Annotated in this window: 29 protein-coding genes; 20 read left to right on the top strand and 9 right to left on the bottom strand. The window is 61.9% G+C overall.

The genetic code is table 11. From position 1 onward, the window contains the following. Positions 1-74: 74 nt before the first annotated feature. Complete coding sequence (locus FF80_RS04020; protein WP_035097727.1) at positions 75-413, bottom strand: antibiotic biosynthesis monooxygenase; 339 nt, start codon at positions 411-413, stop codon at positions 75-77. Positions 414-511: 98 nt separating this feature from the next. On the opposite strand from FF80_RS04020, the gene FF80_RS04015 reads away from it, so the two are divergent. Continuing rightward, complete coding sequence (locus FF80_RS04015; RefSeq protein ID WP_035097725.1) at positions 512-991, top strand: MarR family winged helix-turn-helix transcriptional regulator; 480 nt, start codon at positions 512-514, stop codon at positions 989-991. 1 nt (position 992) lies between these two features. Beyond that, positions 993-1,706 (top strand): DNA repair protein RecO, encoded by a 714-nt coding sequence (gene recO / locus FF80_RS04010; RefSeq protein WP_052153152.1) that lies wholly within the window; start codon positions 993-995, stop codon positions 1,704-1,706. Here the strand turns inward: recO and FF80_RS04005 are convergent. Then, a complete protein-coding gene (locus FF80_RS04005) occupies positions 1,703-2,302 on the bottom strand; it encodes an NAD(P)H-dependent oxidoreductase (protein WP_035097723.1) in 600 nt (199 codons plus the stop codon). The two genes, recO and FF80_RS04005, sit on opposite strands and share 4 nt — an antisense overlap. Positions 2,303-2,370: 68 nt before the next feature. Here FF80_RS04005 and FF80_RS04000 point away from each other — a divergent pair, with 68 nt between their 5' ends. From FF80_RS04000 to FF80_RS03990, 3 genes are all read left to right on the top strand, one after another. Next, on the top strand, positions 2,371-3,003 hold the full coding sequence (locus FF80_RS04000) for a TetR/AcrR family transcriptional regulator (protein WP_035097722.1): 633 nt from the start codon (positions 2,371-2,373) through the stop codon (positions 3,001-3,003). A 108-nt stretch (positions 3,004-3,111) separates the two neighbouring features. Further along, entirely contained in the window at positions 3,112-5,412 is a 2,301-nt protein-coding gene (gene parC / locus FF80_RS03995) for a DNA topoisomerase IV subunit A (protein ID WP_035097720.1), read from the top strand. Further along, entirely contained in the window at positions 5,409-5,747 is a 339-nt protein-coding gene (locus tag FF80_RS03990) for a Dabb family protein (protein ID WP_035097718.1), read from the top strand. The genes parC and FF80_RS03990 overlap by 4 nt, the downstream gene beginning before the upstream one ends. Here FF80_RS03990 and FF80_RS03985 read toward each other — a convergent pair. The 4 genes from FF80_RS03985 to hemB all read right to left on the bottom strand — a co-directional run bounded on the left by FF80_RS03985 (position 5,728) and on the right by hemB (position 9,179). Next, entirely contained in the window at positions 5,728-6,717 is a 990-nt protein-coding gene (locus FF80_RS03985; RefSeq protein ID WP_035097716.1) for an endonuclease/exonuclease/phosphatase family protein, read from the bottom strand. The two genes, FF80_RS03990 and FF80_RS03985, sit on opposite strands and share 20 nt — an antisense overlap. 75 nt (positions 6,718-6,792) lie before the next feature. Continuing rightward, positions 6,793-7,521, bottom strand: a complete 729-nt coding sequence (locus FF80_RS03980) for an arginyltransferase (protein ID WP_035097714.1) — start codon at positions 7,519-7,521, stop codon at positions 6,793-6,795. 59 nt (positions 7,522-7,580) lie between these two features. Beyond that, complete coding sequence (locus FF80_RS03975) at positions 7,581-8,099, bottom strand: RDD family protein (protein WP_052153151.1); 519 nt, start codon at positions 8,097-8,099, stop codon at positions 7,581-7,583. A 66-nt stretch (positions 8,100-8,165) separates the two neighbouring features. Continuing rightward, positions 8,166-9,179 (bottom strand): porphobilinogen synthase, encoded by a 1,014-nt coding sequence (gene hemB, locus FF80_RS03970; protein ID WP_200877156.1) that lies wholly within the window; start codon positions 9,177-9,179, stop codon positions 8,166-8,168. 94 nt (positions 9,180-9,273) lie between these two features. Here hemB and FF80_RS03965 point away from each other — a divergent pair, with 94 nt between their 5' ends. Both FF80_RS03965 and FF80_RS03960 read left to right on the top strand, forming a co-directional pair. Beyond that, positions 9,274-9,663, top strand: coding sequence for a hypothetical protein (locus FF80_RS03965; RefSeq protein ID WP_035097712.1), 390 nt, complete (start codon positions 9,274-9,276; stop codon positions 9,661-9,663). Between the two features lie 29 nt (positions 9,664-9,692). Continuing rightward, positions 9,693-10,130 carry a VOC family protein gene (locus tag FF80_RS03960; protein WP_035097710.1) on the top strand — a complete coding sequence of 146 codons (438 nt, stop codon included), beginning with the start codon at positions 9,693-9,695 and terminating at the stop codon, positions 10,128-10,130. 16 nt (positions 10,131-10,146) lie between these two features. On the opposite strand, the gene FF80_RS03955 is transcribed toward FF80_RS03960, so the two are convergent. Next, a complete protein-coding gene (locus FF80_RS03955) occupies positions 10,147-10,875 on the bottom strand; it encodes a helix-turn-helix transcriptional regulator (RefSeq protein ID WP_035097708.1) in 729 nt (242 codons plus the stop codon). A gap of 130 nt (positions 10,876-11,005) precedes the next feature. Between FF80_RS03955 and FF80_RS03950 the strand changes: the two genes are divergently transcribed. The 4 genes from FF80_RS03950 (at position 11,006) to FF80_RS03935 (ending at position 13,999) form a co-directional block, all read left to right on the top strand. Then, complete coding sequence (locus tag FF80_RS03950; RefSeq protein ID WP_035097706.1) at positions 11,006-11,404, top strand: hypothetical protein; 399 nt, start codon at positions 11,006-11,008, stop codon at positions 11,402-11,404. Between the two features lie 218 nt (positions 11,405-11,622). Beyond that, a complete protein-coding gene (locus tag FF80_RS03945) occupies positions 11,623-12,132 on the top strand; it encodes a MarR family winged helix-turn-helix transcriptional regulator (RefSeq protein WP_035097704.1) in 510 nt (169 codons plus the stop codon). Positions 12,133-12,537: 405 nt separating this feature from the next. Next, positions 12,538-13,695: a L,D-transpeptidase family protein gene (locus FF80_RS03940; RefSeq protein WP_160172787.1), complete on the top strand. Its 1,158-nt coding sequence runs from the start codon at positions 12,538-12,540 to the stop codon at positions 13,693-13,695. Between the two features lie 100 nt (positions 13,696-13,795). Further along, positions 13,796-13,999, top strand: a complete 204-nt coding sequence (locus FF80_RS03935) for a hypothetical protein (RefSeq protein WP_052153149.1) — start codon at positions 13,796-13,798, stop codon at positions 13,997-13,999. An 11-nt stretch (positions 14,000-14,010) separates the two neighbouring features. On the opposite strand, the gene FF80_RS20815 is transcribed toward FF80_RS03935, so the two are convergent. Then, complete coding sequence (locus FF80_RS20815; protein ID WP_152558253.1) at positions 14,011-14,484, bottom strand: BA14K family protein; 474 nt, start codon at positions 14,482-14,484, stop codon at positions 14,011-14,013. A gap of 197 nt (positions 14,485-14,681) precedes the next feature. Between FF80_RS20815 and glyA the strand changes: the two genes are divergently transcribed. From glyA to FF80_RS03895, 7 genes are all read left to right on the top strand, one after another. After that, a complete protein-coding gene (gene glyA / locus FF80_RS03925) occupies positions 14,682-15,986 on the top strand; it encodes a serine hydroxymethyltransferase (protein WP_035097700.1) in 1,305 nt (434 codons plus the stop codon). Between the two features lie 11 nt (positions 15,987-15,997). Further along, positions 15,998-16,477, top strand: a complete 480-nt coding sequence (nrdR, locus tag FF80_RS03920; RefSeq protein ID WP_035097697.1) for a transcriptional regulator NrdR — start codon at positions 15,998-16,000, stop codon at positions 16,475-16,477. Then, on the top strand, positions 16,474-17,583 hold the full coding sequence (gene ribD / locus FF80_RS03915) for a bifunctional diaminohydroxyphosphoribosylaminopyrimidine deaminase/5-amino-6-(5-phosphoribosylamino)uracil reductase RibD (RefSeq protein WP_035097695.1): 1,110 nt from the start codon (positions 16,474-16,476) through the stop codon (positions 17,581-17,583). The genes nrdR and ribD overlap by 4 nt, the downstream gene beginning before the upstream one ends. Positions 17,584-17,639: 56 nt before the next feature. Further along, positions 17,640-18,257, top strand: a complete 618-nt coding sequence (locus FF80_RS03910; protein WP_035097693.1) for a riboflavin synthase — start codon at positions 17,640-17,642, stop codon at positions 18,255-18,257. Between the two features lie 10 nt (positions 18,258-18,267). Continuing rightward, positions 18,268-18,741, top strand: coding sequence for a 6,7-dimethyl-8-ribityllumazine synthase (locus FF80_RS03905; protein WP_052153147.1), 474 nt, complete (start codon positions 18,268-18,270; stop codon positions 18,739-18,741). Continuing rightward, positions 18,742-19,236 carry a transcription antitermination factor NusB gene (gene nusB / locus FF80_RS03900; protein ID WP_035097691.1) on the top strand — a complete coding sequence of 165 codons (495 nt, stop codon included), beginning with the start codon at positions 18,742-18,744 and terminating at the stop codon, positions 19,234-19,236. It begins immediately after the preceding gene. 97 nt (positions 19,237-19,333) lie between these two features. After that, entirely contained in the window at positions 19,334-20,539 is a 1,206-nt protein-coding gene (locus FF80_RS03895; RefSeq protein WP_035097689.1) for an MFS transporter, read from the top strand. Positions 20,540-20,586: 47 nt separating this feature from the next. On the opposite strand, the gene bamE is transcribed toward FF80_RS03895, so the two are convergent. After that, positions 20,587-21,036, bottom strand: a complete 450-nt coding sequence (gene bamE / locus FF80_RS03890) for an outer membrane protein assembly factor BamE (protein ID WP_035097687.1) — start codon at positions 21,034-21,036, stop codon at positions 20,587-20,589. 161 nt (positions 21,037-21,197) lie between these two features. Here bamE and FF80_RS03885 point away from each other — a divergent pair, with 161 nt between their 5' ends. Together FF80_RS03885 and FF80_RS03880 are read left to right on the top strand one after the other, a co-directional pair. Then, positions 21,198-21,725, top strand: coding sequence for a ubiquinol-cytochrome C chaperone family protein (locus FF80_RS03885; RefSeq protein ID WP_035097685.1), 528 nt, complete (start codon positions 21,198-21,200; stop codon positions 21,723-21,725). Beyond that, positions 21,722-22,267 carry a DUF177 domain-containing protein gene (locus tag FF80_RS03880; protein ID WP_052153146.1) on the top strand — a complete coding sequence of 182 codons (546 nt, stop codon included), beginning with the start codon at positions 21,722-21,724 and terminating at the stop codon, positions 22,265-22,267. The genes FF80_RS03885 and FF80_RS03880 overlap by 4 nt, the downstream gene beginning before the upstream one ends. Positions 22,268-22,306: the final 39 nt, after the last annotated feature.

Below are 22,306 nucleotides of genomic sequence, written 5' to 3'. Positions count from 1 at the left end.
GGACCTCTGTTTGCTACGAGTGGGCTAAGCAGACCTCATGGTGAGCTTGTCGAACCACGAGGCCGTGGCGCGATCTAACCAATCACCCCATAATTGGCCATATCCGCCTCAATCCCCAACCGCCCAAGAAACGCCTGCGGATCAAACCCGCTGACGCGCCGCACCTCGCCCATCGCCGCCTTGGCTCTCTCGAATGCCGCTGCGCTGTCCCATTCCACCACGGTCAGGAAGTTGAAGCGATCCGACCCGGATTGCACTTCCAGCACCAGATTCTGCAGGCACCCGGCCTGTGTATCGAGAAACACCTTGGTTTCATTGACTTGCGCCAGGAATTCTTCCCGCGCCGCCTCCGGCACTGCGAACTTGTCGATGCGATAAACCGAACCATGCTGTAATTGTGTATGTGCGTTCATAGCCGCCTCCATGCGGGGGCGGAATGTTCGCCCCGATTGATTCAGCCATACCCGGCTGAATTGACAATGCATTGTCATATTGGTTATATGTTGTCAACATGAAGTCTGACGATCAAGCGGCATCCATGGCCCTGAGCGCGCTGTTCCTCGATATCTTCCGCGCCAATGGCCGGCTGATCGCCGCCGGGGATCAACTCATCGCGCCGCTTGGTCTCACCAGCGCTCGCTGGCAGGTGCTTGGTGCCGTCGTCATGGCCAGCACGCCCCAGCCCGTGGCTCATCTTGCCCGCGACATGGGCCTCGCCCGCCAGGGCGTGCAGCGCATCGTCAACGAATTGGCCGACGAGGATTTCGTCGCCTTCGAAGACAATCCCCATCACCGCCGCGCCAAACTGGTCCACCTGACGTCCCGCGGGCAGGAGGTCATGTCAGCCGCCCACAAGCTGCAACGCCCTTGGGTCGATGTCCTCGCGGCCGGCCTCGACGCAAGCAAAATCGCCATCGCCGCCGAAGTGCTCGAAACCCTGCGCAATCGCCTCGAAGACGGCACGAACCCGGAAGAGGCGGATCAGGACTGAGATGGAATGGACCGGCGAAGCCCTGCTGATCGGTGTGCGCCGCCACGGCGAGAGCAGCGTCATTGCCGAAGCCATGGTGGCCGGTCGCGGCCGGCATATGGGCCTGGTGCGCGGCGGCCGTAGCCGACGCCTCTCGGCCGTTCTCCAACCCGGCAACACCATCCAGCTCACCTGGCGGGCGCGGCTGGAAGACCAGCTCGGCCAGTTCACCGTCGAATTGCTGCAAGCCCGCGCCGCCCAGCTCATCGATGACCGCACCCGCCTCTACACCAGCCAGCTGATCTGCGATCACTTGCGCCTCTTGCCCGAACGCGACCCGCATGATCGCCTCCTCGGCATGGCCCTAAACCTGCTCGATCACGCCCCCGACGGCGCCGCACTCGCCCGCTTCGAGCTCGCCATTCTCGACGACCTCGGCTACGGCCTCGATCTCACCACCTGCGCCGTCACCGGCACATCAGGCGATCTCACCCACGTCTCGCCCAAGTCCGGCCGCGCCGTCTCCCGCGCCGCCGCCCAGCCCTATCTCGATCGCCTGCTGCCGCTCCCATCCTTCCTCGCGGGCCGCGGCAACGCCGCCCCATCCGACATCGCTGCCGCCTTCCGCCTCACCGGTCATTTCCTGCAAGACCACGTCTGGGGGCCGCGCGAACTGACCCCATCGCCCACCCGCGATATCCTTATCGGCATGCTGTCGCGCGACCACGATGTCTAGGCAGCGTCTGCACTCAGCGCTGCCGCGAACAGGCCGCCGCCGATCCGCCGCGCAGTTTCAAAATGACTGTCCGAAGCCGGGGGCACGAGGAGTTCCGAGGTCACCACCGGAGCGCCGCAATAGCCAAAAATCCCATGATCGATCTGCGTCTTCATTGCGCCAAAATAGCCGTGCCGCGCATAGGTCCGCAGGTCAGCGCCACCCAACGCCACCAAATGCACCGGCAGGTGGTCCAGCTTCTTCACCAGCCTGCCATCCGCCCCCTCGGAATAGGCCCAGCCGTTGGTGAACACCCGGTCAATCCAGCCTTTCAGTAACCCGGGCATTGACCACCAATAGACCGGATAGACCAGCACTAGCGTGTCCGCCCGCCCAATCCGCGCTTGCTCGGCCACGATACCGCTCGCCGGCTCCGCCTCCCTCAGATGAACTGCAATGTCATTCTTGGTGAATCTGGGGTCGAACCCCTCTGCCGCTAAATCGGCAATTTCAAAACTGTTCCTTCCATTCCCCTGCACACCGTCGGCAATCTGCGCTGCCACGGCATGCGTCAGCGATTTGGGATCGGGATGGGCGAGAACGATAAGCGCGTGCATGAATGAACTCCTTGCTGCCAGCCAAAACAGGCTATATACTTTTAGTAAGTTACTTTTGGTATATAACGATGTCAACCGACGCCAGCAATGCTCCGATGGACTCGACACGGCCCCGGCAACGCCTCTCGCGCGAAGCGCGCCACCAGCAATTGCTGAGCACCGCCTGGCGGACCATCAGCGAGGAGGGCACGGAAGCCCTGACACTGGGCCGGCTGGCAGAACAGTCCGACGTCAGCAAGCCGGTGGTCTATGACCATTTCCCCACGAGGCCGGCCCTGCTTGCGGCGCTGTACCAGGATTTCGACAGCCGCCAGACCCAGCTCATGGATGCCGCCATTGCCTCCAGCGAGTCCACATTACTGGGCCGAGCATCGGTCATCGCCGCCTCTTATGTCGAATGCGTCCTGCTACAGGGCCGCGAAATCCCCGGCGTCATCGCGGCGTTGGCCGGCTCGCCCGAACTCGTAAAACTCAAGCGCGACTACCAGACAATATTCATCGAAAAATGCCGCCGGATTCTCGCGCCCTTTGCGGCCCCCAATGCCATTGCAACGCCCAGCCTCTGGGCCATGCTCGGCGCCGCCGAGGCTCTGTCCGACGCCGCAGCAATGGGCGACATAACAGCAGATCAGGCGCGGGACGAACTCTTCCAAACCATCCTCGGCATGGTCGCGCGGAGCGGCGGCGGCAAAGCCGGCTGATTGTCGGCAAATCTCGTGTAAAACCGCGTGTTTCAGCCCCAATCGCTGCGCTTTCTAGCCTCAGCCGGTATAGTGATTTCCTGATTCGTTCCCCTGGAAACTGTGCCGATGTCCGACGCTGATACCCTCCCTCCCGCCGACGATCAGCGCATCGTCGATCTGCGGCAGGCGCTCGAAGAGCGGTATCTGTCCTATGCGCTCTCGACCATCACGCAGCGCGCGCTGCCCGATGCCCGCGACGGCCTAAAACCCGTCCACCGCCGCATCATCCATGCCATGCGCCTGCTCAAGCTCGATCCCAATCAGGGCTACAAGAAATCCGCGCGTATCGTCGGTGACGTGATCGGTAAATTCCACCCGCATGGCGATCAGTCGATCTATGACGCCCTGGTGCGCCTGGCGCAGGACTTTGCCATGCGCTACCCGCTGGTCGATGGCCAGGGCAATTTCGGCAATATCGACGGTGATAGCGCCGCGGCGATGCGATACACCGAATCCCGCATGACCGACGTGGCCACGCGCCTGCTCGAAGGCATCACCGAAAATGCCATCGATTTCAAACCGACCTATGACGGGGAAGACGAAGAGCCGGCCGTTCTGCCGTCCAATTTCCCCAACCTTCTGGCCAATGGCTCCATGGGCATTGCCGTTGGCATGGCGACCTCGGTGCCGCCGCATAACGTGCTTGAGCTGTGCAACGCCGCCCTCAAGATCATCTACAATCCGGCCGCCACCACCGACGAATTGATCCATCAGGATCTGAGCGCGCCCCCCTCCAGCGACGATCTCGTGCGCGGCCCCGATTTCCCCACCGGCGGGCATCTGGTCGAAAGCCGCGCTGCCATCGTCAATGCCTACGAGACCGGCCGCGGTTCCTTCCGCGTGCGTGCCGTCTGGGAAAAAGAGGAAAAGGGCAGGGGCGTCTATCAGATCGTCGTCACCCAGATTCCCTATGGCGTGCAGAAATCCCGGCTGGTTGAAAAGATCGCCGAATTGCTGCTCGCCAAGCGCCTGCCTTTGCTCAAGGACGTGCGCGACGAAAGTGCCGACGATATCCGTCTTGTCCTCGAACCGCGCGCCGGCACGGTCGATCCGGTCATCCTGATGGAGCAGCTGTTCAAGCTCTCCGATCTCGAATTGCGCTTCCCGCTTAACCTGAACGTGCTCGACAAGGGAACGCTGCCGCGCGTCATGAGTCTTGCCGACGCGCTCAAGGCGTGGCTCGATCACCGCAAGATTGTGCTGGTTCGCCGCAGCCAGCACCGGCTGGAGCAGATCGCCAGCCGCCTCGAAGTGCTCGAAGGCTACATCATTGCCTATCTCAATCTCGATGAGGTCATCCGCATCATCCGCGAGGAAGACGACGCCAAAGCGTCGCTGATCGCGGCCTTCTCGCTCACTGACAATCAGGCCGAAGCCATCCTCAACATGCGGCTGCGGTCTTTGCGCAAGCTCGAGGAAATGGAACTGCGCGAGGAGCATACCAAGCTCACCGAGGAAAAGGGGCGGCTCGAAACCCTGCTGGGTTCCGACAAACGTCAATGGGGCGAAATCGCCAAGCAGGTCGAGGCCCTTAAAAAGGCCTATCCGCTATACGAGGCCGATGGCACCACGCTGCACCATCTTGGCGCCCGCCGCTCGCTGTTCAGCCTGGCACCCGATGCTGACCACGCCGAAATCACCACCGCCTTTATCGAGCGCGAGCCGATCACCGTCATCCTGTCGGAAAAAGGCTGGATTCGTGCCCTCAAGGGCCATTCTGACGAGATCGACGAAAAGGGTTTCAAGACCGGCGACCGCCTCAAGCTGGCGATCAAGGCCGAAACCACCGACAAGCTGCTCATGCTCACCACCGGCGGCAAGGTCTACACGCTGGGTGGCGACAAGCTCCCTGGCGGCCGTGGCCAGGGCGAGCCGGTGCGCATCATGGTCGATATGGAAGAGGGACAGGACATTGTCAGCCTCTTCGTCTATCGCCCCGGCCAGAAGCGCATCATCGCGTCATCTGCCGGTTACGGGTTCATCGTCGCCGAAGACGACATGATCGCCAATACCCGCAAGGGCAAGCAGATCCTCAATGTCACCACGCCCGACGAGGCCCGCCTGCTCGTGCCCATGCTGGGCGACCGCGTCGCCGTCATCGGACAGAACCGTAAGCTCTTGGTCTTCCCCGCGTCGCAATTGGCCGAAATGGGCCGCGGCAAGGGCGTGCGCCTGCAGCGCTACAGGGATGGCGGTATTTCCGACCTCAAGGCCTTCTACGCCGCCGACGGCCTCACCTGGACCGACAGTTCGGGCCGCACCTTCACCAAGCCCACCGAAGAGCTCACCGACTGGCTCGGCGACCGCGCCTCCGCCGGCCGCCAGCCCCCCAACGGTTTCCCGCGCAACAACAGGTTTGTCGGATGATCCGCCACTGCGTTTTCGTCAAGTTCCGCTCGGGCGTCTCGGGCGATGAGCGCGCCGAAATCTATGCCGGCCTTGCCGCGCTGGTCGGGCAAATCGAAGGGCTGATCTCCGCCGATTTCGGACCCAACATTTCCCCTGAAGGCCTCGCCCAAGGCTTCAAGGATGGCTTCATCATGGACCTTGTCGATGAGGCCGCCCGCGATCGCTATCTCGTCGATCCCGCCCACCAGGCTGCCGGCGCGCGCCTTGTCGCCGCGCTCGAAGGCGGTCGCGACGGGCTCATTGTCTTCGACCTGCAGGCCGAAGACCTCAACCTCACTCCACCGAAAAACTGAACACCACCGGCAAATGATCGCTCGCTGTCGGCCGCCCGGCATGCAGCTCGTGCACGACGATGCCGCCCCGCGTCATCACATGGTCCAGCGGCAGGAACGGTATCGTGTCCCGCCACGCCCCCAGGTAAAACCAGCGCTTTGGATAGGTCAGCAGGTTCACCGTCTGCCGCACCAGACCGTTCCAATTGACGAAATTGCGCAGCGCATAGGACCACGGCGTCGAGTTGAAATCTCCCGCGAGGATCATCGGCCCATCAATCCCGACCAGCACACCCGATAGCCTATCAAGCTGATCCTGCTGCCGCTGCACCGGCAGTGGCCAGTCCATATGCGTGGTGATCACCGAGAAGGCTTTGCCATCCGATGTGTGGAATTTAGCCAGGATATGCGCCGTCCGCTCGGTCACATAGGCATTGTCCGGGCAGGCCCCGTCCTCCACCTGCTCGAACGGAATACGCGAATAGAGCCCCAGATTGGCGCGTTTCCCGCCCCGGCAACGCACATAATAAGGATAGCGCTCGGTCAGCAGCGGATGCAACTCGCGCGCCTGCTCGCCGAAATATTCCTGCAGCACGATAATGTCCGGATCCTCGGCGAAAATTGCCGCGGTCACCTTGTCCATCGCGTAATTCATGCCGAACAGATTGTGCGTCATCATCCGCACCACGCCCGTTGCCGGTGCGGCCGGCCGCGCCTGGGTCGAGGCGATGAATTCGGGCACCATGACATTGGCCGAAGCAGCCACACCCAAAAACGCGTAGATCATCGCCGCTTTGCGCCAGTTTCGGCGCGGCAAAACGGTCACGAGGAACAGCCCGATCAGCGTTGCCGGTAATAACAGGATTTGCGCATGATTGAGCAGATCGAGCATAGGCACGGCAAAGCCGAACACCGCCAATATCGACCACGTGGCGGCGCCCAGAGCACCCAGCACCAAGCCCAGCCGGACCAGGAAAAATAGCAATGACATGAACGATCCGGTAGCAAGCAACGGCAATCCTGCCGTCTCGCTCAGCCTTATGGCCCAAACAAGGCGCTGGTCAAACTACTCGAGCGGGCACCAGCCCAGCGTCCCGCGCTGCACTTCGAGCGGCCGGTATTGCGCCTTGTAGGCCATTTTGGGGGAATCTTTCACCCAATAGCCTAGATAGACATAACTCAGTCCTGCCGAGCGGACCTGTGCGATATGGTCGAGAATGAGGAATGTCCCAAGGCTGCGATGCGCCAGGTCGGGGTCGTAGAAACTATAGACCATGGATAGCCCGTCGGGCATCACATCGGTCAGTGCCACCGCAATCAATGGCTGGTCTGGATGGTCGCGCAGCCTATATTCGACCAGCACGGACTGCACCGGCGTATCCTCGACCATATATTCATAGTCGATGAAACTCATCTGGTTCATACCGCCACCGGCATGGCGCGACTCAAGGTAGCGCTTGAACAGGTCATATTGTTCGCTGGTCGCGGTGGTCGGCCGCACATCTATGGCAATGTCGTCATTGTTGCGTAATACCCGGCGGAAGCGCGACGACGCTTCGAATTCCCCCGCTACGATCCGTACTGACTGACACGCATTGCAGCCCTCGCAAGCAGGCCGGTAAATCAGGTTCTGGCTGCGCCGGAAGCCGTTTTCGCTGAGCAGATGATGCAGTGCCGAAGCCCGCCGCCCGGTCAGGTGCGTGAACAGCTTGCGCTCCTGCTTGCCCGGCAGATAGGGGCACGGCATGGCGGCTGTCAAAAACAACTGGGTGGTTTCAGGCGTGTGGTCGGTCATCCATGACCCTTGAGTGCAATCAGCAGAGTGTAAACCTCCGCCTTACCTCAAGCAACGCCTCAGTACGCCCCTTGGCTCCGGCGGTTATAGGCCGCCCAATGGCGGGCCATCGGCGAGCGGCGTACCATCAGCGTGCCCACGATCAGGTCGTGAATCATCTGCCGGCGCGGTGTGAACAGCGCGAACAGCAGCGAAACCGGGAGTGAAATCCATACCGTGATCCAGAACACGCCCGCATGGATGATTGCCATCCATCCATCGAGCGGCTGCCCGCGCGTCGGGGTGAGCACCAGGTCCATCATACGCATGCCCAGCGTCGCCCGGCTGTGCGAGCCCAGCGTCACGCCGTAGTAGAACAGCACAGTCGCCGGCACGAGAAACACCAGCGCCAACCAGGCCAGCCCGAAGGTCAGGAACCCGGCCACCAAACCGATCAGGCCAAACATCAGCATCAGCATGCCCATGATCGCAAGATCGATGCCAAACGCCAGAACACGGCGCGTCAATACCCCGTCAAACAGCTCGGGCGCGGTTTCCGGGTCGGGCAACAGGGGGCGGGCAGTCTGTGTCTGGCTCATGCCGCAAACATTGTCATGACCTTGCCTCTCTGCAAGAGGCCAAGGCACTAAAATGTGCCCGGGAGGTCAACGCCCCAATTCCCGCGCCACCTCCAGCGCAAAATAGGTGAGAACCCCGTTGGCCCCCGCCCGCTTGAACGCATGCAGGCTCTCAAGAATAGCCCGCGTCCGGTCCAGCGCACCTGCCGCAGCGGCGAACTCGATCATCGCGTATTCCCCGCTCACCTGATAGGCGTAGATCGGCACATTGAAATTGTCCTTGGCCCGCCGCACGATATCGAGATAGGGCAGGCCCGGCTTGACCATGATGCTGTCAGCGCCTTCCTCTATATCCGCGGCGATTTCCCGCAGCGCCTCGTCGGAATTTGCGAAATCCATCTGATAGGTCCGCTTGTCGCCGCGCAACCGGCTGCCCGAACCCACCGCCTCGCGGAATGGCCCGTAAAAGCACGACGCATATTTGGCCGCATAGGACATGATCTGGACCTGGTCGAACCCCTCGCCATCCAGCACTTCGCGGATCGCGCCCACGCGCCCATCCATCATATCCGAGGGTGCAATAATGTCCGCGCCCGCCTTGGCCTGCACGATGGCCGAGCGCACCATCACCGCGATGGTCTCGTCGTTGAGGATTTCCCCGTCGCGCACCAGCCCGTCCTGGCCGTCGCTCGAATATTCGTCCAGCGCCACGTCGGCGATCAGCCCTATATCGGGTACGGCACTCTTGATGGCGCTCAGCGCCCGGCACATCAGATTGTCCGGATTATAGGCTTCCGCCGCATTCTCGCTGCGCAAATGGTCCGGCGTATTGGGAAACAGCGCCAGCGCCGGAATTCCCGCGTCACGCGCCGCCCGCGCCGCCTCAACACAGAGATCGACGCTCAGCCGTTCCACGCCCGGCATGGACTTGATCTGTGTCTTTTCGTTCTGCCCTTCAATGACAAACAGCGGCCAGATCAGATCGGCTGGGGTCAGCACGGTCTCGCGCACCATGGATCGGCTCCATTCGGTCCGGCGGCTGCGTCGCAACCGGCGGCCGCCCAGGAAGTCCATGTCGTGCTTGTTCCAGTGCTCGGCCATCGTCTGCTCCTTGGTTGGGCTCCATGTATCAAAGGCAGGGGGCCGCTCCAAGCTCCGGCTTGTCGCATCTGGCTTCAAGGGGTAGAAACCCGCCATGGATTTCAACGCCCCCGCCATTGGCATCTACATCCGCATCGTCGCCATAATCAGCCTGCTGCTCGGGCTTAACGACGCGGCGCGCCTGCTTGGTGTCAATACGGGCGCTACCAGTCCCCTGACCACCTTGGGCACAGCGGGCTTCATCTATCTCGCCATCTTCTGCCTTGCGCGCCTCTTCGCGGCGGTCGGCCTCTGGATCAAAGCCAGCTGGGGTGCCGTCCTGCTCGCCGGCGCCACCGGCGTCGAACTCGCCCTCTATCTGGCGGGTCGCACCGAAGTGCAGATGACCGCCTTCGGCTTCGCCGTCCGGCTGGTCCTGGTGGCTTCCATCCTCATCATTTTCTTCCTACGGCTACGCATGCGCCGTGCCCGCGCCACCGACTAGCCCTCGATCAACCGCCTGGAGATTGGCATATGGCGCTCAAGCGGATGGACAATGTAGGTATCGTCGTCGAAGACCTCGAAGCAATTGTTGAATTCTTCCGCGAGCTCGGCCTGGAGCTTGAAGGGCGTGGCACGATTGAAGGCGAATGGGCCGGACGTGTCACTGGTCTGGGCGATCAGCAAGTCGAAGTCGCCATGATGCGCACGTCGGACGGCCATAGCCGGCTCGAATTGTCGCGCTTCATCAGGCCGGCTGTCATCGCCGACCACCGCACCGCCCCGGTCAATTCCCTAGGATATCTCCGCGCCATGTTCACCGTGGACGATATCGACGAGACACTCGAAAGGCTCCGCAATCGCGGCGCGCAGCTCGTCGGCGAAGTCGTCCAGTACGAGAACGTGTATCGCCTCTGCTACATTCGCGGGCCCGAAGGCCTCCTCATAGGCCTCGCCGAAGAACTCAACTGAGCGCAGGGGCTAAGCGTCAGGCCGGATGGAATTGCTCAATGGTGATTTCCTCAGCCAAGGCATCCTGGGGCGCGCCAAAGGTGGTGACGGTTGTAAACCACCGCGTCGTGTTCCCACCCACATCGACCACCACCGGCAGCAACACCGTTCCCATCCCGCCATGCACTTGCACGAGGCTCTCCACGCCCGGCTGCTGCCGCGCCCGCCGCAACACCTTAGCCATGGCAGATTGCGGCCCGCGCAAGCGCACACCTTCGCGCATCCGATGCATCAGATAGCCAGCCACTTCCTGCCAATTGACGATGCTTTCGCGCAGCGGCCCGGGGCTGAACACCAGATCCACCAGGTTGACCCGGCCCAAAGCATCTCGCTCGCCACCCGTCAGCGCCAGCCCCGCCGCATTGGCATCCAGAACAGTGAAGGCTGCATCCAGCACCAGCGCCGGATTGGGCGCATGCGCCGCAAGAATCATCCCCGCCGCCTGCCGCACCTCGGCCATCTGCTCGCCCTGCCAGTCGCTCTCGCCATATTGCGGCGCAAAGCCGGCGGCGACCAATAGCGCATTGCGTTCCCGCAGCGGCATGGCCAGCGCCTCCGCCAGCCGCAACACCATTTCCGCGCTCGGCTTGGCACGTTCCGATTCCAGAAACGAGATATGGCGCGAGGACACAGCAGCCGTCAGCGCCAGCTCCATCTGGCTCATGCCGCGCAAGCCCCGCCATTCCCGCAACATCTGCCCGATCATGCTGTACTCTCCTGTCCTCTTCTTATCGCCCAGGATAGCGCCGCAATTCCATTACCTTGGAGGTAATTGAGAGCATTACGTCCTTCCACCAGTCTCATGTCCATCGAACACACCGACACGGAGACATCCAATGCCTGCTCTTAACCTTCATCCCCGGCTGGTCTACCTCGCCGACACCGCCGCCTGCCTTGTCCTCGGAGCGATCCTGATTGTTGCTGCCCCAGCCTTGACCACCCTCCTGGGCTGGACCTTGCCCCCGGCGCTTCTCATCGTCCTGGGCGTCATCCTGCTCCCCTGGGCTGCCTTCAATTTGATGACGGCCCGCGTCCCGCGCCTGACCCCGGCTATCCTCGCCACCCATGTCACGGGCGATGCGCTATGGGTCGCCGGCAGCGTTGCACTTGCTGCGATCCACGCCGGGCAAATGGGGCAATTGGGGCTGTTTCTCCTGCTGGGGCAGGCTGTTGCCGTAGCCGGCATGCTGCTGCTCAAGCTCGCTTTCGCCCGGCCGTTCTTCAATCCGGCCTAGCTGGTGCGGGCGTGGGTGGTCGAGGTCATCCGCGCCCGTCACACCTCGGTAAGGTTACAATTTTATCACCAGGTGATACGAAGAATTAAGCCAAATTCTCATTGTATTCCAGTAAGATAGTTTTAAGCGTGTGGCTTAGGGTGATCTTAGTCGGGGCGCCGTAGTTTGGCCTCATGAGATGCGAAAAATCGCACGGACTGATGAACAGTGAGGCACAAATGGCGATCAAATCCAACGCAGCCGAGGCTATGTCCCCGGACCGTCCCCAGAGCCTGAAGCCGCTTTATCTCGAAGCCGTTTCGCGCGTCGAACGTCTGCACCGCCGCCTGCTCGATCTCATCAAGGATGAGTTCGACCGCATGGGCTGGGATGACATCAACCCCGTTCAGGCATTGCTGATGTTCAATATCGGCGACGCTGAGCTGACAGCTGGCGAGCTGCGGTCGCGGGGCTATTATCTGGGCTCCAACGTCTCGTACAATCTCAAGAAGCTGGTCGAAACCGGCTATATCTTCCAGGAACGCTCCCGTTCCGATCGCCGTTCGGTCCGCATCAAGCTGACCCCCAAGGGCGAGGAAGTGGCCGAGGTCATCGACGAGCTTTATGACCGTCACCTCAAGTCGATCGACAAGGTCGGCGGCCTGGGCGACGACGAATTCGACGGCCTCAACAAGGCGCTGGCCCGCCTCGAGCGCTTCTGGGTTGATCAGATTCTCTACAAGCTCTGATCTGAAAGGAGCAATCGAGATTCATCTCAGGCCAGCATCAGGTGAATCCCGATTGGTCCCGGGGCAGGGCGGTTGTTGTTGCCCTCCTGCCACACCCGAAAGCAAACGCCAGCCTCAGCGCTGGCGTTTCTTATTTCAGCCGCAAATGACCATCATCTGCCATTGTTACGTGGTTTGAAACCATTTCCCGCCTATTCTTGGTATACGAAGTCCAAAGGTTCACACTCGCTTGACTGCGTTGTGACGGGCGGGACGCGATGGTAAAAGCCGCTTTGCTGCGGCGGGCTGAATATTTCGGGTGACTTGATGCGATTGAATCGTCGTTCTCTTCTTCAATCCATGGCTGTGAGCGGTGCCGCCCTGGCCATGCCTTCAGTGGTGCGGGCTCAGGATTCCTTCTGGGATATGTTCGACCGCGATCGTGTCCTGCGCAATGTTGATCAGAACGGCAATACGGCCGCCGCCCAGGCGCTGATTGCCACCAATGAGCCGATCCTGTCCTACGACACTGCCTACAATCTGCAGCTGGCGATTTCCCAATACGAGCCCTTCGTCGCTGCCGGCGGCTGGGAAGAAACCCCGCAGGAAGCCTATGGTCTCAAGCTGGGTGAATCGCGCAAGGCCGCCATCGCGCTCAAGCGCCGCCTGATTTCCTCGGGCGATATGGCCATGGTCGAAAGCGTCAGCGACATGATTGACGCCCCCGCCGATGCCGGCATCCGCGCCTTCCAGGCCCGCCATGGTCTGGTCGTCAACGGCCAGGTCGATGAAGCCACCTGGTATGCGCTGTCGGTGCCGGCCCAGACCCGCCTCAACCAGCTTTATCTCAACGCCCAGCGCGTACAGACCATGGCGGCGAACCTCAGCGAGCGCTATGTCGTGGTCAACATTCCGGCCGCCACCATCGAAGCCGTCGCCGGTGGCATGGTCGAGCAGCGCCACACCGCCGTTGTCGGTCGCGTCGATCGCGCCACCCCGATCATGGCCAGCAAGGTCAGCCAGATCAATTTCAACCCCTATTGGCATGTGCCCAAATCGCTGGTCGAACGTGACCTGACCAAGTACATGCAGGAAAATCCGAACTACCTGGCCGAGCAGAACATCCATATCTACGACGGCAGCGGCAACGAGATCTCGCCTGCCACCATCGATTGGACCAATATCGGCAATGCGGTCAATTACATGTACCGCCAGGAGCCGGGTGCGGCCAACTCCATGGGCCATTGCAAGATCAACTTCTACAATCCCTATGATTGCTACCTGCATGACACCCCGAGCAAGGCGCTGTTCGGTGAAAACGCGCGTTTCCACTCTTCAGGCTGCGTGCGCGTCGAGGGCGTCAACCAACTGGTCAACTGGCTACTGCGCGACAATGGCGATTGGGATCAGAACAAGGTCGATATGACCTTTGAATCCCTGCAGCGCCTCGACGTCGAGTGCAAGGCCCGCGTGCCGCTACACACCACCTACATTACCGCCTGGGCCAATAAGCAGGGTACCGTCAGCTTCCGCGACGACGTCTACCAGTTTGACGCCCAGGGCAAGGTCACCTTCGAGGCGTAAGTCTGGTATCACGCCGCAATACAAAACGCCCTCCAATCTGGAGGGCGTTTTTGTTTTGGCGGGAATCGGGCAAACTCAGCGGCAAATCGGGACCGCGCCCATGCCTCAAGGTGAAGTTCTGTTTGAATTCGTCCAGCTCGGCCAGCAGATGCGCGTCGCCGCCATCGACAGCGCCAGCGGCACCGAAGTCGTGGTCATCACTCCGGTCTCGGCTACGCGCAATCAGATGCAGCAATTAGCCCTCGCCAAATTGCGCCGGAAGCTCCAAACCGAGGCCCCGGCGCCAGTAAAGCGGCTATTCTAGCCTTCACTCAATTACAGCTGGCAGCGGCGGCGGATGCCGTCATAGCCCATGAACGTATCGGTCTCTTCGTCATAGGAGCGGTAGCGCGAATAGCAGGCGTTTACATGCGCCTGGTACGAGCTGCCGCCATAAACCGGCTGCCCGCCATAATTGTTATTGTTCTGGTTGGCGATGGCGCCGCCCAGCAGGGCGCCGAAACCGAAGCCGAACAAGCCGGCTGCGATCCCATCCAGCGAATTGCGGCGGCTACGATAGAAGGTATCATAATCGCGGTCCCTCCACCCCCCGCCATAGTATCCGCGGCAGTCGCGGTCGCGAGGATTGCGCTGGCAATAGCTCATGATCACCCGATCACGTTGTGATGCGTTGCCATTGCCATTGTGTTGGTTGCTAAACCAGTCCTGGGCGGATACGGGCGCCGCGCCGGTCATCATCACGGCTCCGGCCATCACCGTTGCGGCAAGTTTTCCAAATTTCGTCGTCATTTCGAATTCTCCAAAACCACCCCGCCAGCCGGAATTCCGGCCCAGTGCAACACAAATGCGCAAGCGCATATCCCGGTTGCCTGCCAATTGAGAATTTACTGTGGCAATGCATGGATTGAAGCTGCGGTTCGTGCTAGAGGCTGCGCCCGTACCATCCTTCCGACACCACATGTTGGGATCGCCCTGGAGTTAAGCCCATGAGCGCTGCAACCTCTCTTCCGCTCTTTCCGAAGTTCTTTTCCGCCAATCTTGCCGAGATCGATCCTGAGATCGCTGGTGCGATCAGTGACGAACTTGGTCGCCAACAGCACGAAATCGAGCTGATCGCGTCCGAGAACATCGTCTCCCGCGCCGTGCTCGAAGCCCAGGGCTCGATCATGACCAACAAGTATGCGGAAGGTTACCCCGGTAGGCGCTATTATGGTGGTTGCCAGTTTGTCGACGTGGCCGAAACCCTGGCCATTGAGCGCGCGAAGCAACTCTTCGGCGCCAATTTCGCCAATGTGCAGCCCAATTCTGGCTCCCAGATGAACCAGGCCGTGTTCCTCGCGCTGCTGCAGCCGGGCGACACCTTTATGGGCCTCGATCTCAATTCCGGCGGCCACCTCACGCACGGTTCGCCCGTCAATATGTCCGGCAAGTGGTTCAACGTCGTCTCTTATGGCGTGCGCCGCGACGATCACCTGCTCGATATGGATGAAGTCGAACGCCTCGCCCATGAGCACAAGCCCAAGCTGATTCTGGCTGGCGGCACCGCCTATTCCCGCGTCTGGGATTGGGCTCGCTTCCGCCAGATCGCCGATTCCATTGGCGCCTATCTCATGGTCGACATGGCTCACATCGCGGGCCTCGTTGCCGGCGGCGTGCATCCGTCGCCCGTGCCCCACGCCCATGTCACCACCACCACCACGCATAAATCCCTGCGTGGCCCGCGCGGCGGCATGATCCTCTCCAACGACGAGGATATCGCCAAAAAGATCAATTCGGCCGTGTTCCCGGGGCTCCAGGGCGGCCCCCTGATGCACGTGATCGCCGCCAAGGCCGTCGCCTTCAAGGAAGCGCTGCAGCCCGAATTCAAGGCTTACGCCCGTCAGGTTGTCGACAATGCCCGCGCTCTGGCCGAAACGCTCAAGTCGCATGGCCTCGATGTCGTCTCCGGCGGCACCGACAACCATCTGATGCTGGTTGACCTGCGCAAGAAGAATGCCACTGGGAAGCGTGCCGAGCAGGGCCTTGGCCGCGCCTTCATCACCTGCAACAAAAACGGCATTCCCTTCGATCCCGAAAAACCCTTCGTCACCTCGGGCATCCGTCTGGGCACCCCGGCTGGTACCACCCGCGGCTTCGGCGTCGCCGAATTCCAGGAAATCGGCAGCCTGATCGTTGAAGTGCTCGATGGTCTGCGCGAGGCCAATTCCGACGAGGGCAATGCCCAGGTCGAAGCCGCCGTGCGCGACAAGGTCAAGGCGCTCACCGCGCGCTTCCCGATCTACGCGAACTAAAAGGGCTAGGAATGCGCTGTCCGTATTGCGGGAACGACGATACGCAGGTCAAGGACAGCCGTCCCACCGAGGATTCCGGTGCCATTCGGCGCCGCCGCGTCTGCAATGGCTGCGGCGGCCGCTTCACCACCTTCGAGCGGGTGCAGTTGCGCGATCTGACCGTAGTCAAGAAATCGGGCCGCAAGGTGCCCTTCGATCGCGAGAAGCTCTCGCGATCGGTCTATACCGCCCTGCGCAAGCGCTCGGTCGATCCTGACCGCACCGAACGCATGATTTCCGGCATTGTGCGCCAGCTCGAAAGCCTGGGCGAAGTCGAAGTCACTTCCGACCAGATCGGCGAATATGTCATGGAAGGCCTCAAGGGCCTCGATGACGTGGCCTTTGTCCGCTTCGCCTCGGTCTACAAGAATTTCTCCGCCGCTGACGATTTCCGTTCCTTCCTCGCCGAACTTGCCTCCGGCAAGGGCATTGTGCAGGATCAGGACGATTGAGTGGGCCCAGCCCCGAGGACACCCGCTGGCTCGATGCCGCCGTCCGCTACGCGTCGCCCTATCTCGGCACCACGGCCGACAATCCCACCGTCGCCGCTTTGGTCGTCGATCCGGTCAACCAGACGCTGATTTCCCGCGCCGTGACCGCCAAGGGCGGCCGCCCGCATGCCGAGTCGCAGGCGCTCGAAGCCGCCGGCTTTGAGGCCTCGGGCCGCACCCTCTATGTCACGCTCGAGCCCTGCCACCATTGGGGCCGCACCCCGCCTTGCGTCGATGCCGTGATCCGCTCCGGCGTGCTGCGCGTCGTCATCGGCACCGGCGATCCGGATCCGCGCACCGCTGGCGAGAGCATTCGCCGCCTCGAATCGGCCGGTATTGAAGTCATCCTGGCCGATCACGCGCCCTCCCGAGCCTTGCATGCCGGCCATGCCATGCGCCACGGGGCAGGGCGCCCCTTCATCACCGTCAAGCTCGCTGTCTCCGCCGATGGGATGATTGGCCGCAAGGGCCAGGGCAATGTCGCCATCACCGGCGGGGCCGCCCGCGACTGGACGCATCTGCAGCGCGCCCGGTCCGAAGCCATTCTCATCGGCGCCTCCACCGCCCGCCTTGACGATCCCCAGCTCACCGTTCGCCTGCCCGGCCTCGAAAACCGCGGCCCGCTTCGCGTCATCCTGGCCGGCGCCAAGGGCATTGACCGCAAGGTGAATCTGGTTGATCGCTTCTCCGCCCATCGCCTTGCAATCATTGCAGAAACCGACGCGTCTGTAGACGCGCCGCCCTCGGTCGAAATCATCCGCGTCGAAGGTAAAAAGGGCCGGCCCGACCTTGCCCTGGCGCTCACCGCTCTTGCGGGCAAAGGCATCCAGAACCTGCTGGTCGAACCCGGTGCCCGCCTCACCGCGGCCCTGCTCGACGCCGGCCTCATCGACCGTTTCGCGCTTTTGACCAGCCCGCTGACCATCGGCAAGGGCGGTCTGCCCGCCAGCTCCGGCGAACCGCTGGCCGCTCGGCTCGAAGCGGCGGGTGTCGTCGAAACCGACCGTCAACAGCTGGGCGACGATCTGCTCACCATCTTCGAACGGCGTTCAACCATTTCTCAGTAGTCGCAGGCGCCTTCGCCTCGCTATATGGTGCTGCCAACTCACATATAGGATTGCCCATGTTTACCGGTATCGTCACCGACGTCGGCAAATTGCTCAAGGTCGAAGATCGCAATGACGGCCGCCTGCTGCGCATCGGCACGGCCTATGATCCGGCGACCATCGACATGGGCGCCTCCATCACCAATGATGGCATCTGCCTCACCGTTACCGACAAGGGCAATGACAGCGGCCAGAACTGGTTCGAAGTCTTCGCAGCGCTCGAAACCCTCGCCGTCACCCAGGTCGGCAAGTGGCAGGCCGGCCGCCGGATTAATCTTGAACGCTCGCTGAAGATCGGCGACGAACTGGGCGGTCACATCGTTTCCGGCCATATCGATGGCATGGCCGAGATCGTCGATAAGAAAGAGACTGGCGAGCAAATCACCTACACTTTCGCCGTCTCCGACGCCGTCGCTCCCTTCATCGCCAAAAAGGGCAGCGTGGCCCTCAATGGCACCTCCCTCACCGTCAATGATGTCGAAGGCAACCGCTTCTCGGTCCATTTGATCCCCTATACGGTTGAAGTTACCTCCTGGGGCGATTATGGGGTTGGCGACAGCGTCAATATCGAGGTCGACCCCATGGCGCGCTATGCCGCGCGCCTGTTTGAAACCCTCGGCGACTTCCGCAAATAAGGACTGCCCCATGGCCTCTCACGGCGCCAACTTCCTCATCGAGCCCGGCTCCGCCGATGGCCAGCACTTCCTCATCGTCGAGGCCCGATATTACACCGAACTCGCCGACGAGCTGCTGGCCGGCGCCTCCGCCGCGCTCGAAGCTGCCGGCGCCACCTTCGACGTGGTGACCGTCCCCGGCGCCCTTGAAATCCCCGCCGCCATTTCCATGGCCATGGAAGCCGGTGATTACGACGGCTTTATCGCCCTGGGCACCGTCATCCGCGGCGAAACCACCCATTACGAGATCGTCTCCAACGAAAGCGCCCGCGCGCTGATGGAGATTTCGGTGGTCGATGCCCTGCCGCTCGGCAATGGTATCCTCACAGTTGAGAACGAGGCTCAGGCCTGGGCCCGCGCCCGTGTCTCCGAGCAGGACAAGGGCGGTGGCGCCGCCCGCGCGGCTCTGGCCATGGCCGCCCTCAAGATTCGGCTGAACGCTTAAATGGCCGACGCTCCCAAACGCGACCCGCAATCCGAACGCCCCGCCAACCAGCGCGGCGCCGCCCGCCTTGCCGCCGTCCAGGCGCTCTACCAGATGGATGTCGGCCGCGCGACCCTCGAGGACACGCTCGCCCAGTTCGGCAGCTTCCACCTCGGTCGCGAGATTGAAGGCGAGCAATATCTGCCCGCCGATGCTGATTTCTTCCGCCAGATCGTCTCCGGCGTCACCAAGCATCAGCTCGCCATTGACCCCGCCGTCGATCGCGCCCTGGCCGATGGCTGGCCTGTCGAACGCGTCGACGCCACCTTGCGCGCCATCCTGCGCGCTGCCGCCTTCGAGCTGTTGCGCCGCAAGGACATCCCGCCCCGCGTCGTGATCACCGAATATATCGATGTGGCGAAGGCCTTCTACGAAGACGACGCTACCGGCATGGTCAACGCCGCCCTGGACGCCATCGCCCGCGAAGCCGGTTCGGACCTGAGCGAGACGAAATAGGGGGCGCCCGGCGCAATTCGGGCAACCACCTCACCAGCTCGATTGACGGGCAGCTTTAACGGTCTAGTCTGCCCGGGATTCAACTCCGGGTGCTGCGATGACCGAGTCTCTCTCCCGTCGGCAGTCTATTCGCAATATCGGCCTTTTGACCGCCGTCCAGGCGCTCATGGGCTCGAGCTCGACCATCATCATGACGGTGGCTGCGCTGGCCGCCATCAACTTTGCCCCCGATCCTTCGCTGGCAACCGTGCCGGTGACCACCATGGTCATTGGCTTGGCGGTGACGACCTCGGTGGCAACGCGGTTGATCTATCGCCTGGGCCGCTCGCGGGGCCTTATTCTGGGCACGTTCATTGCCATTCCTGCTGCGCTTCTGGCCAGCCTGGGCGTCATCCTCGCCAATTTCTACCTCTTCTCGCTGGGCACGTTTCTCACCGGAGCCTCCGGCGCCTTCGCCCAGCAAATCCGCTTTGCCGCGGCCGACAGTGTCGCGCCCGATCTTAAAAGCCGCGCCATCTCCTGGGTGCTGTTCGGCGGCATAGCGGCCGGCTTTTTCGGCCCGCAGGCCAGTTCGATCACCCGCAACTGGATCCCGGGTTCGCAATATGCGGCAAGTTTCCTTGTCATCGTTGTCCTGGCCGTCGCGTCGATCGCCATTCTCTCGCAAACCCGCCTTGCGCCCACCGCGGTCGCCAATGCGGCCGGCGGCGGCCGCCCGCTTAGCGTGTTGTTGCGGCAGCCGGAGATTTTCCTGCCCATGTTGGGCGCCTCGGTCACCTATTCGCTGATGACCCTGCTGATGGTAGCCGCGCCCCTCGCCATGGTCTATATCTGCGGGCATTCGCCCGATGCGGCCAGCAGCGCCATTCAGTGGCATGTAGTGGCCATGTTCGCCCCCAGCTTCGTCACCGGCACGATCATTCGTTACCTCGGGTCCTATCTGGTCACCGCCATTGGCCTGGTCCTGATCATTATCTGCGCCGCGATCGCGCTCAGCGGCATCAGCGTTGCTCACTTCCACCTGACATTGATCCTGCTCGGATTGGGCTGGAACTTCGGTTTCATCGGCTCCACCACCATGCTGGCAACGGCCTACCGCCCCGAGGAAGCCGCCCGGGTACAGGCGGTCAATGAGCAGATCGTGTTCGGCGTGACGGCGATCGCCTCGATTGGCTCGGGCCTGTTGCTGCAATTGGTCGGCTGGCAGGCGATAAATATCCTGGCCATTCCGCTCGCCGCCGTCACTATTGCCCTGCTGGCCTGGGGCAGTCTCCGCCGCCCCGCCATTTCGGTAGCGCAATAAAAAAGCCCCGGAAAACCGGGGCCTTTTCGTTACCAACATTCGCCCGTCTACCCGCCGAACGACTGCAAAATCTGCTGGATGAAGGTGCGATCCTCGCCGAACGAGGGGGTGCGGCGGCTTTCCACCGTCACGGTCTTGCCGTCGGCTGCCGTGTAGACGGCCTTGTCGATGACCTTCTTGTTCTTGTCGAAATAAATCGCCAGCACCGTGCGCGACTTGATCGACGTCAGGCCGAACGCGGTCTGCTGCACCTTGGTCTCGACATAATAATAGGCCGATTGGTCGCCGAACGTATTGGTCGATTGCGGCGAGCCCAGTACGATGGTCACCAGTTCCTGGCTCTGGCCGGGGCGGATCTGCGCCATCGCGGATTCGGAGATTTCATAGCCCTGGGTGCGCTGGCTGATCAGCTGGGTGCCGCTGCTGCTGCAACCCGCCAGCACGACGGCAATCGCTGCGACGGCGGCTATGGAACCTGAAACGGTACGCAGAGGCATGAATTTGACTTCCCCGATGGCTCTCGACTATAGGCACGACGACAAGGCTTTGGCCCGTTCTGGCCGCCGGAATGTGTAGCCGCCAACATGTCGGTCTGGCAAGCTGGCATCGGGCGGGCAGGGTGTCTTGTTAAAACGATCGAGCCATTGAGCGCAATCCCATGATCTTGTCACTCTTTCGCAAGAACACTGCCACCGAGCCGGTTTACGCCGTCTATAACGCTATTGTGGCGCAATCCCGGCAGCGTTTCTTCTATGCGGACTGGCAGGTGCCCGACACCGTCACCGGCCGTTTCGACATGATCAGCCTCCATATGGCGCTGTTGTTCCGCCGGCTGCGGGCAGAGCAGGGCGGTCAGAAGGCGTTCAGCCAGGCCGTGTTCGACCTGTTCTTCAAGGACATGGACCGTTCCCTGCGCGAAATGGGGGTCGGGGATATCGGTGTCCCCAAGAAAATCCAGAAAATGGGAAATATCTTTTTCGGCTTGCTTGCCGCCATCAGTGAGGCCATGGATCGCCGCGATGCCGCCGCCCTTGAGGCCGTGCTATCGCGCAATATATATGACGGGGCGTCCGGCGCCCATGTTCAGGCTCTTGCCGCCTATCTGTTCGCGCAGGACGATGCTCTTGCCGCCCAGCCTGCCGAATCCATCATGGCCGGCGCCGTCCAGTTCGAGGCTGCTGCATGACCCATAAGGACACGCCATTGCTCGACGCCATTGTCCGCATCGACCGGCTCCCCGCCACCGGCCGTGCCATCAAGGTCGCGCCCGATGCAGCGACCCGAGAGGCCTTGGCCGCCTTGCTCAAGCTCACCGCAGTCGAGGCCTTTCATGCCGAACTCACCGTCGTGCCTCTACGCGGCGGCCTGCGTGCCCAGGGCCGGCTGACCGCACGTATCGTGCAGCCCTCGGTCGTCACCTTCGAATCGGTCACCCAGGACATCGATGAACCCATCGACCGGGTCTTCCTGCCCGAGGCACAGAGCCACAAGCCCACGCCCGGTTCCGAGGTTTTCGTCGATCTCGATGACGAGGATTTCCCCGATCACATCGACGGCCCCGAAGTGGATCTCAGCCCGCTGCTGATCGAAACGCTGGCTTTGGGCATCGATCCCTATCCGCGCCTGCCGGGCGAAAGCCTCGATGCCTTGGGCATTCTGCCCGACGAAACCGATACCGGGCCCTTTGCCGGCCTCAAAAAGCTCAAACCGGGATCTGAAAAGGCATGATCCGGCCATAGGGAAGCCCCTTTCTCACCTCATCAAGCC

The sequence above is a fragment of the Devosia sp. LC5 genome, from assembly GCF_000735585.1.
In the GTDB taxonomy this organism is placed as follows: domain Bacteria; phylum Pseudomonadota; class Alphaproteobacteria; order Rhizobiales; family Devosiaceae; genus Devosia.
This window is presented reverse-complemented; position numbering and strand designations above follow the sequence as displayed.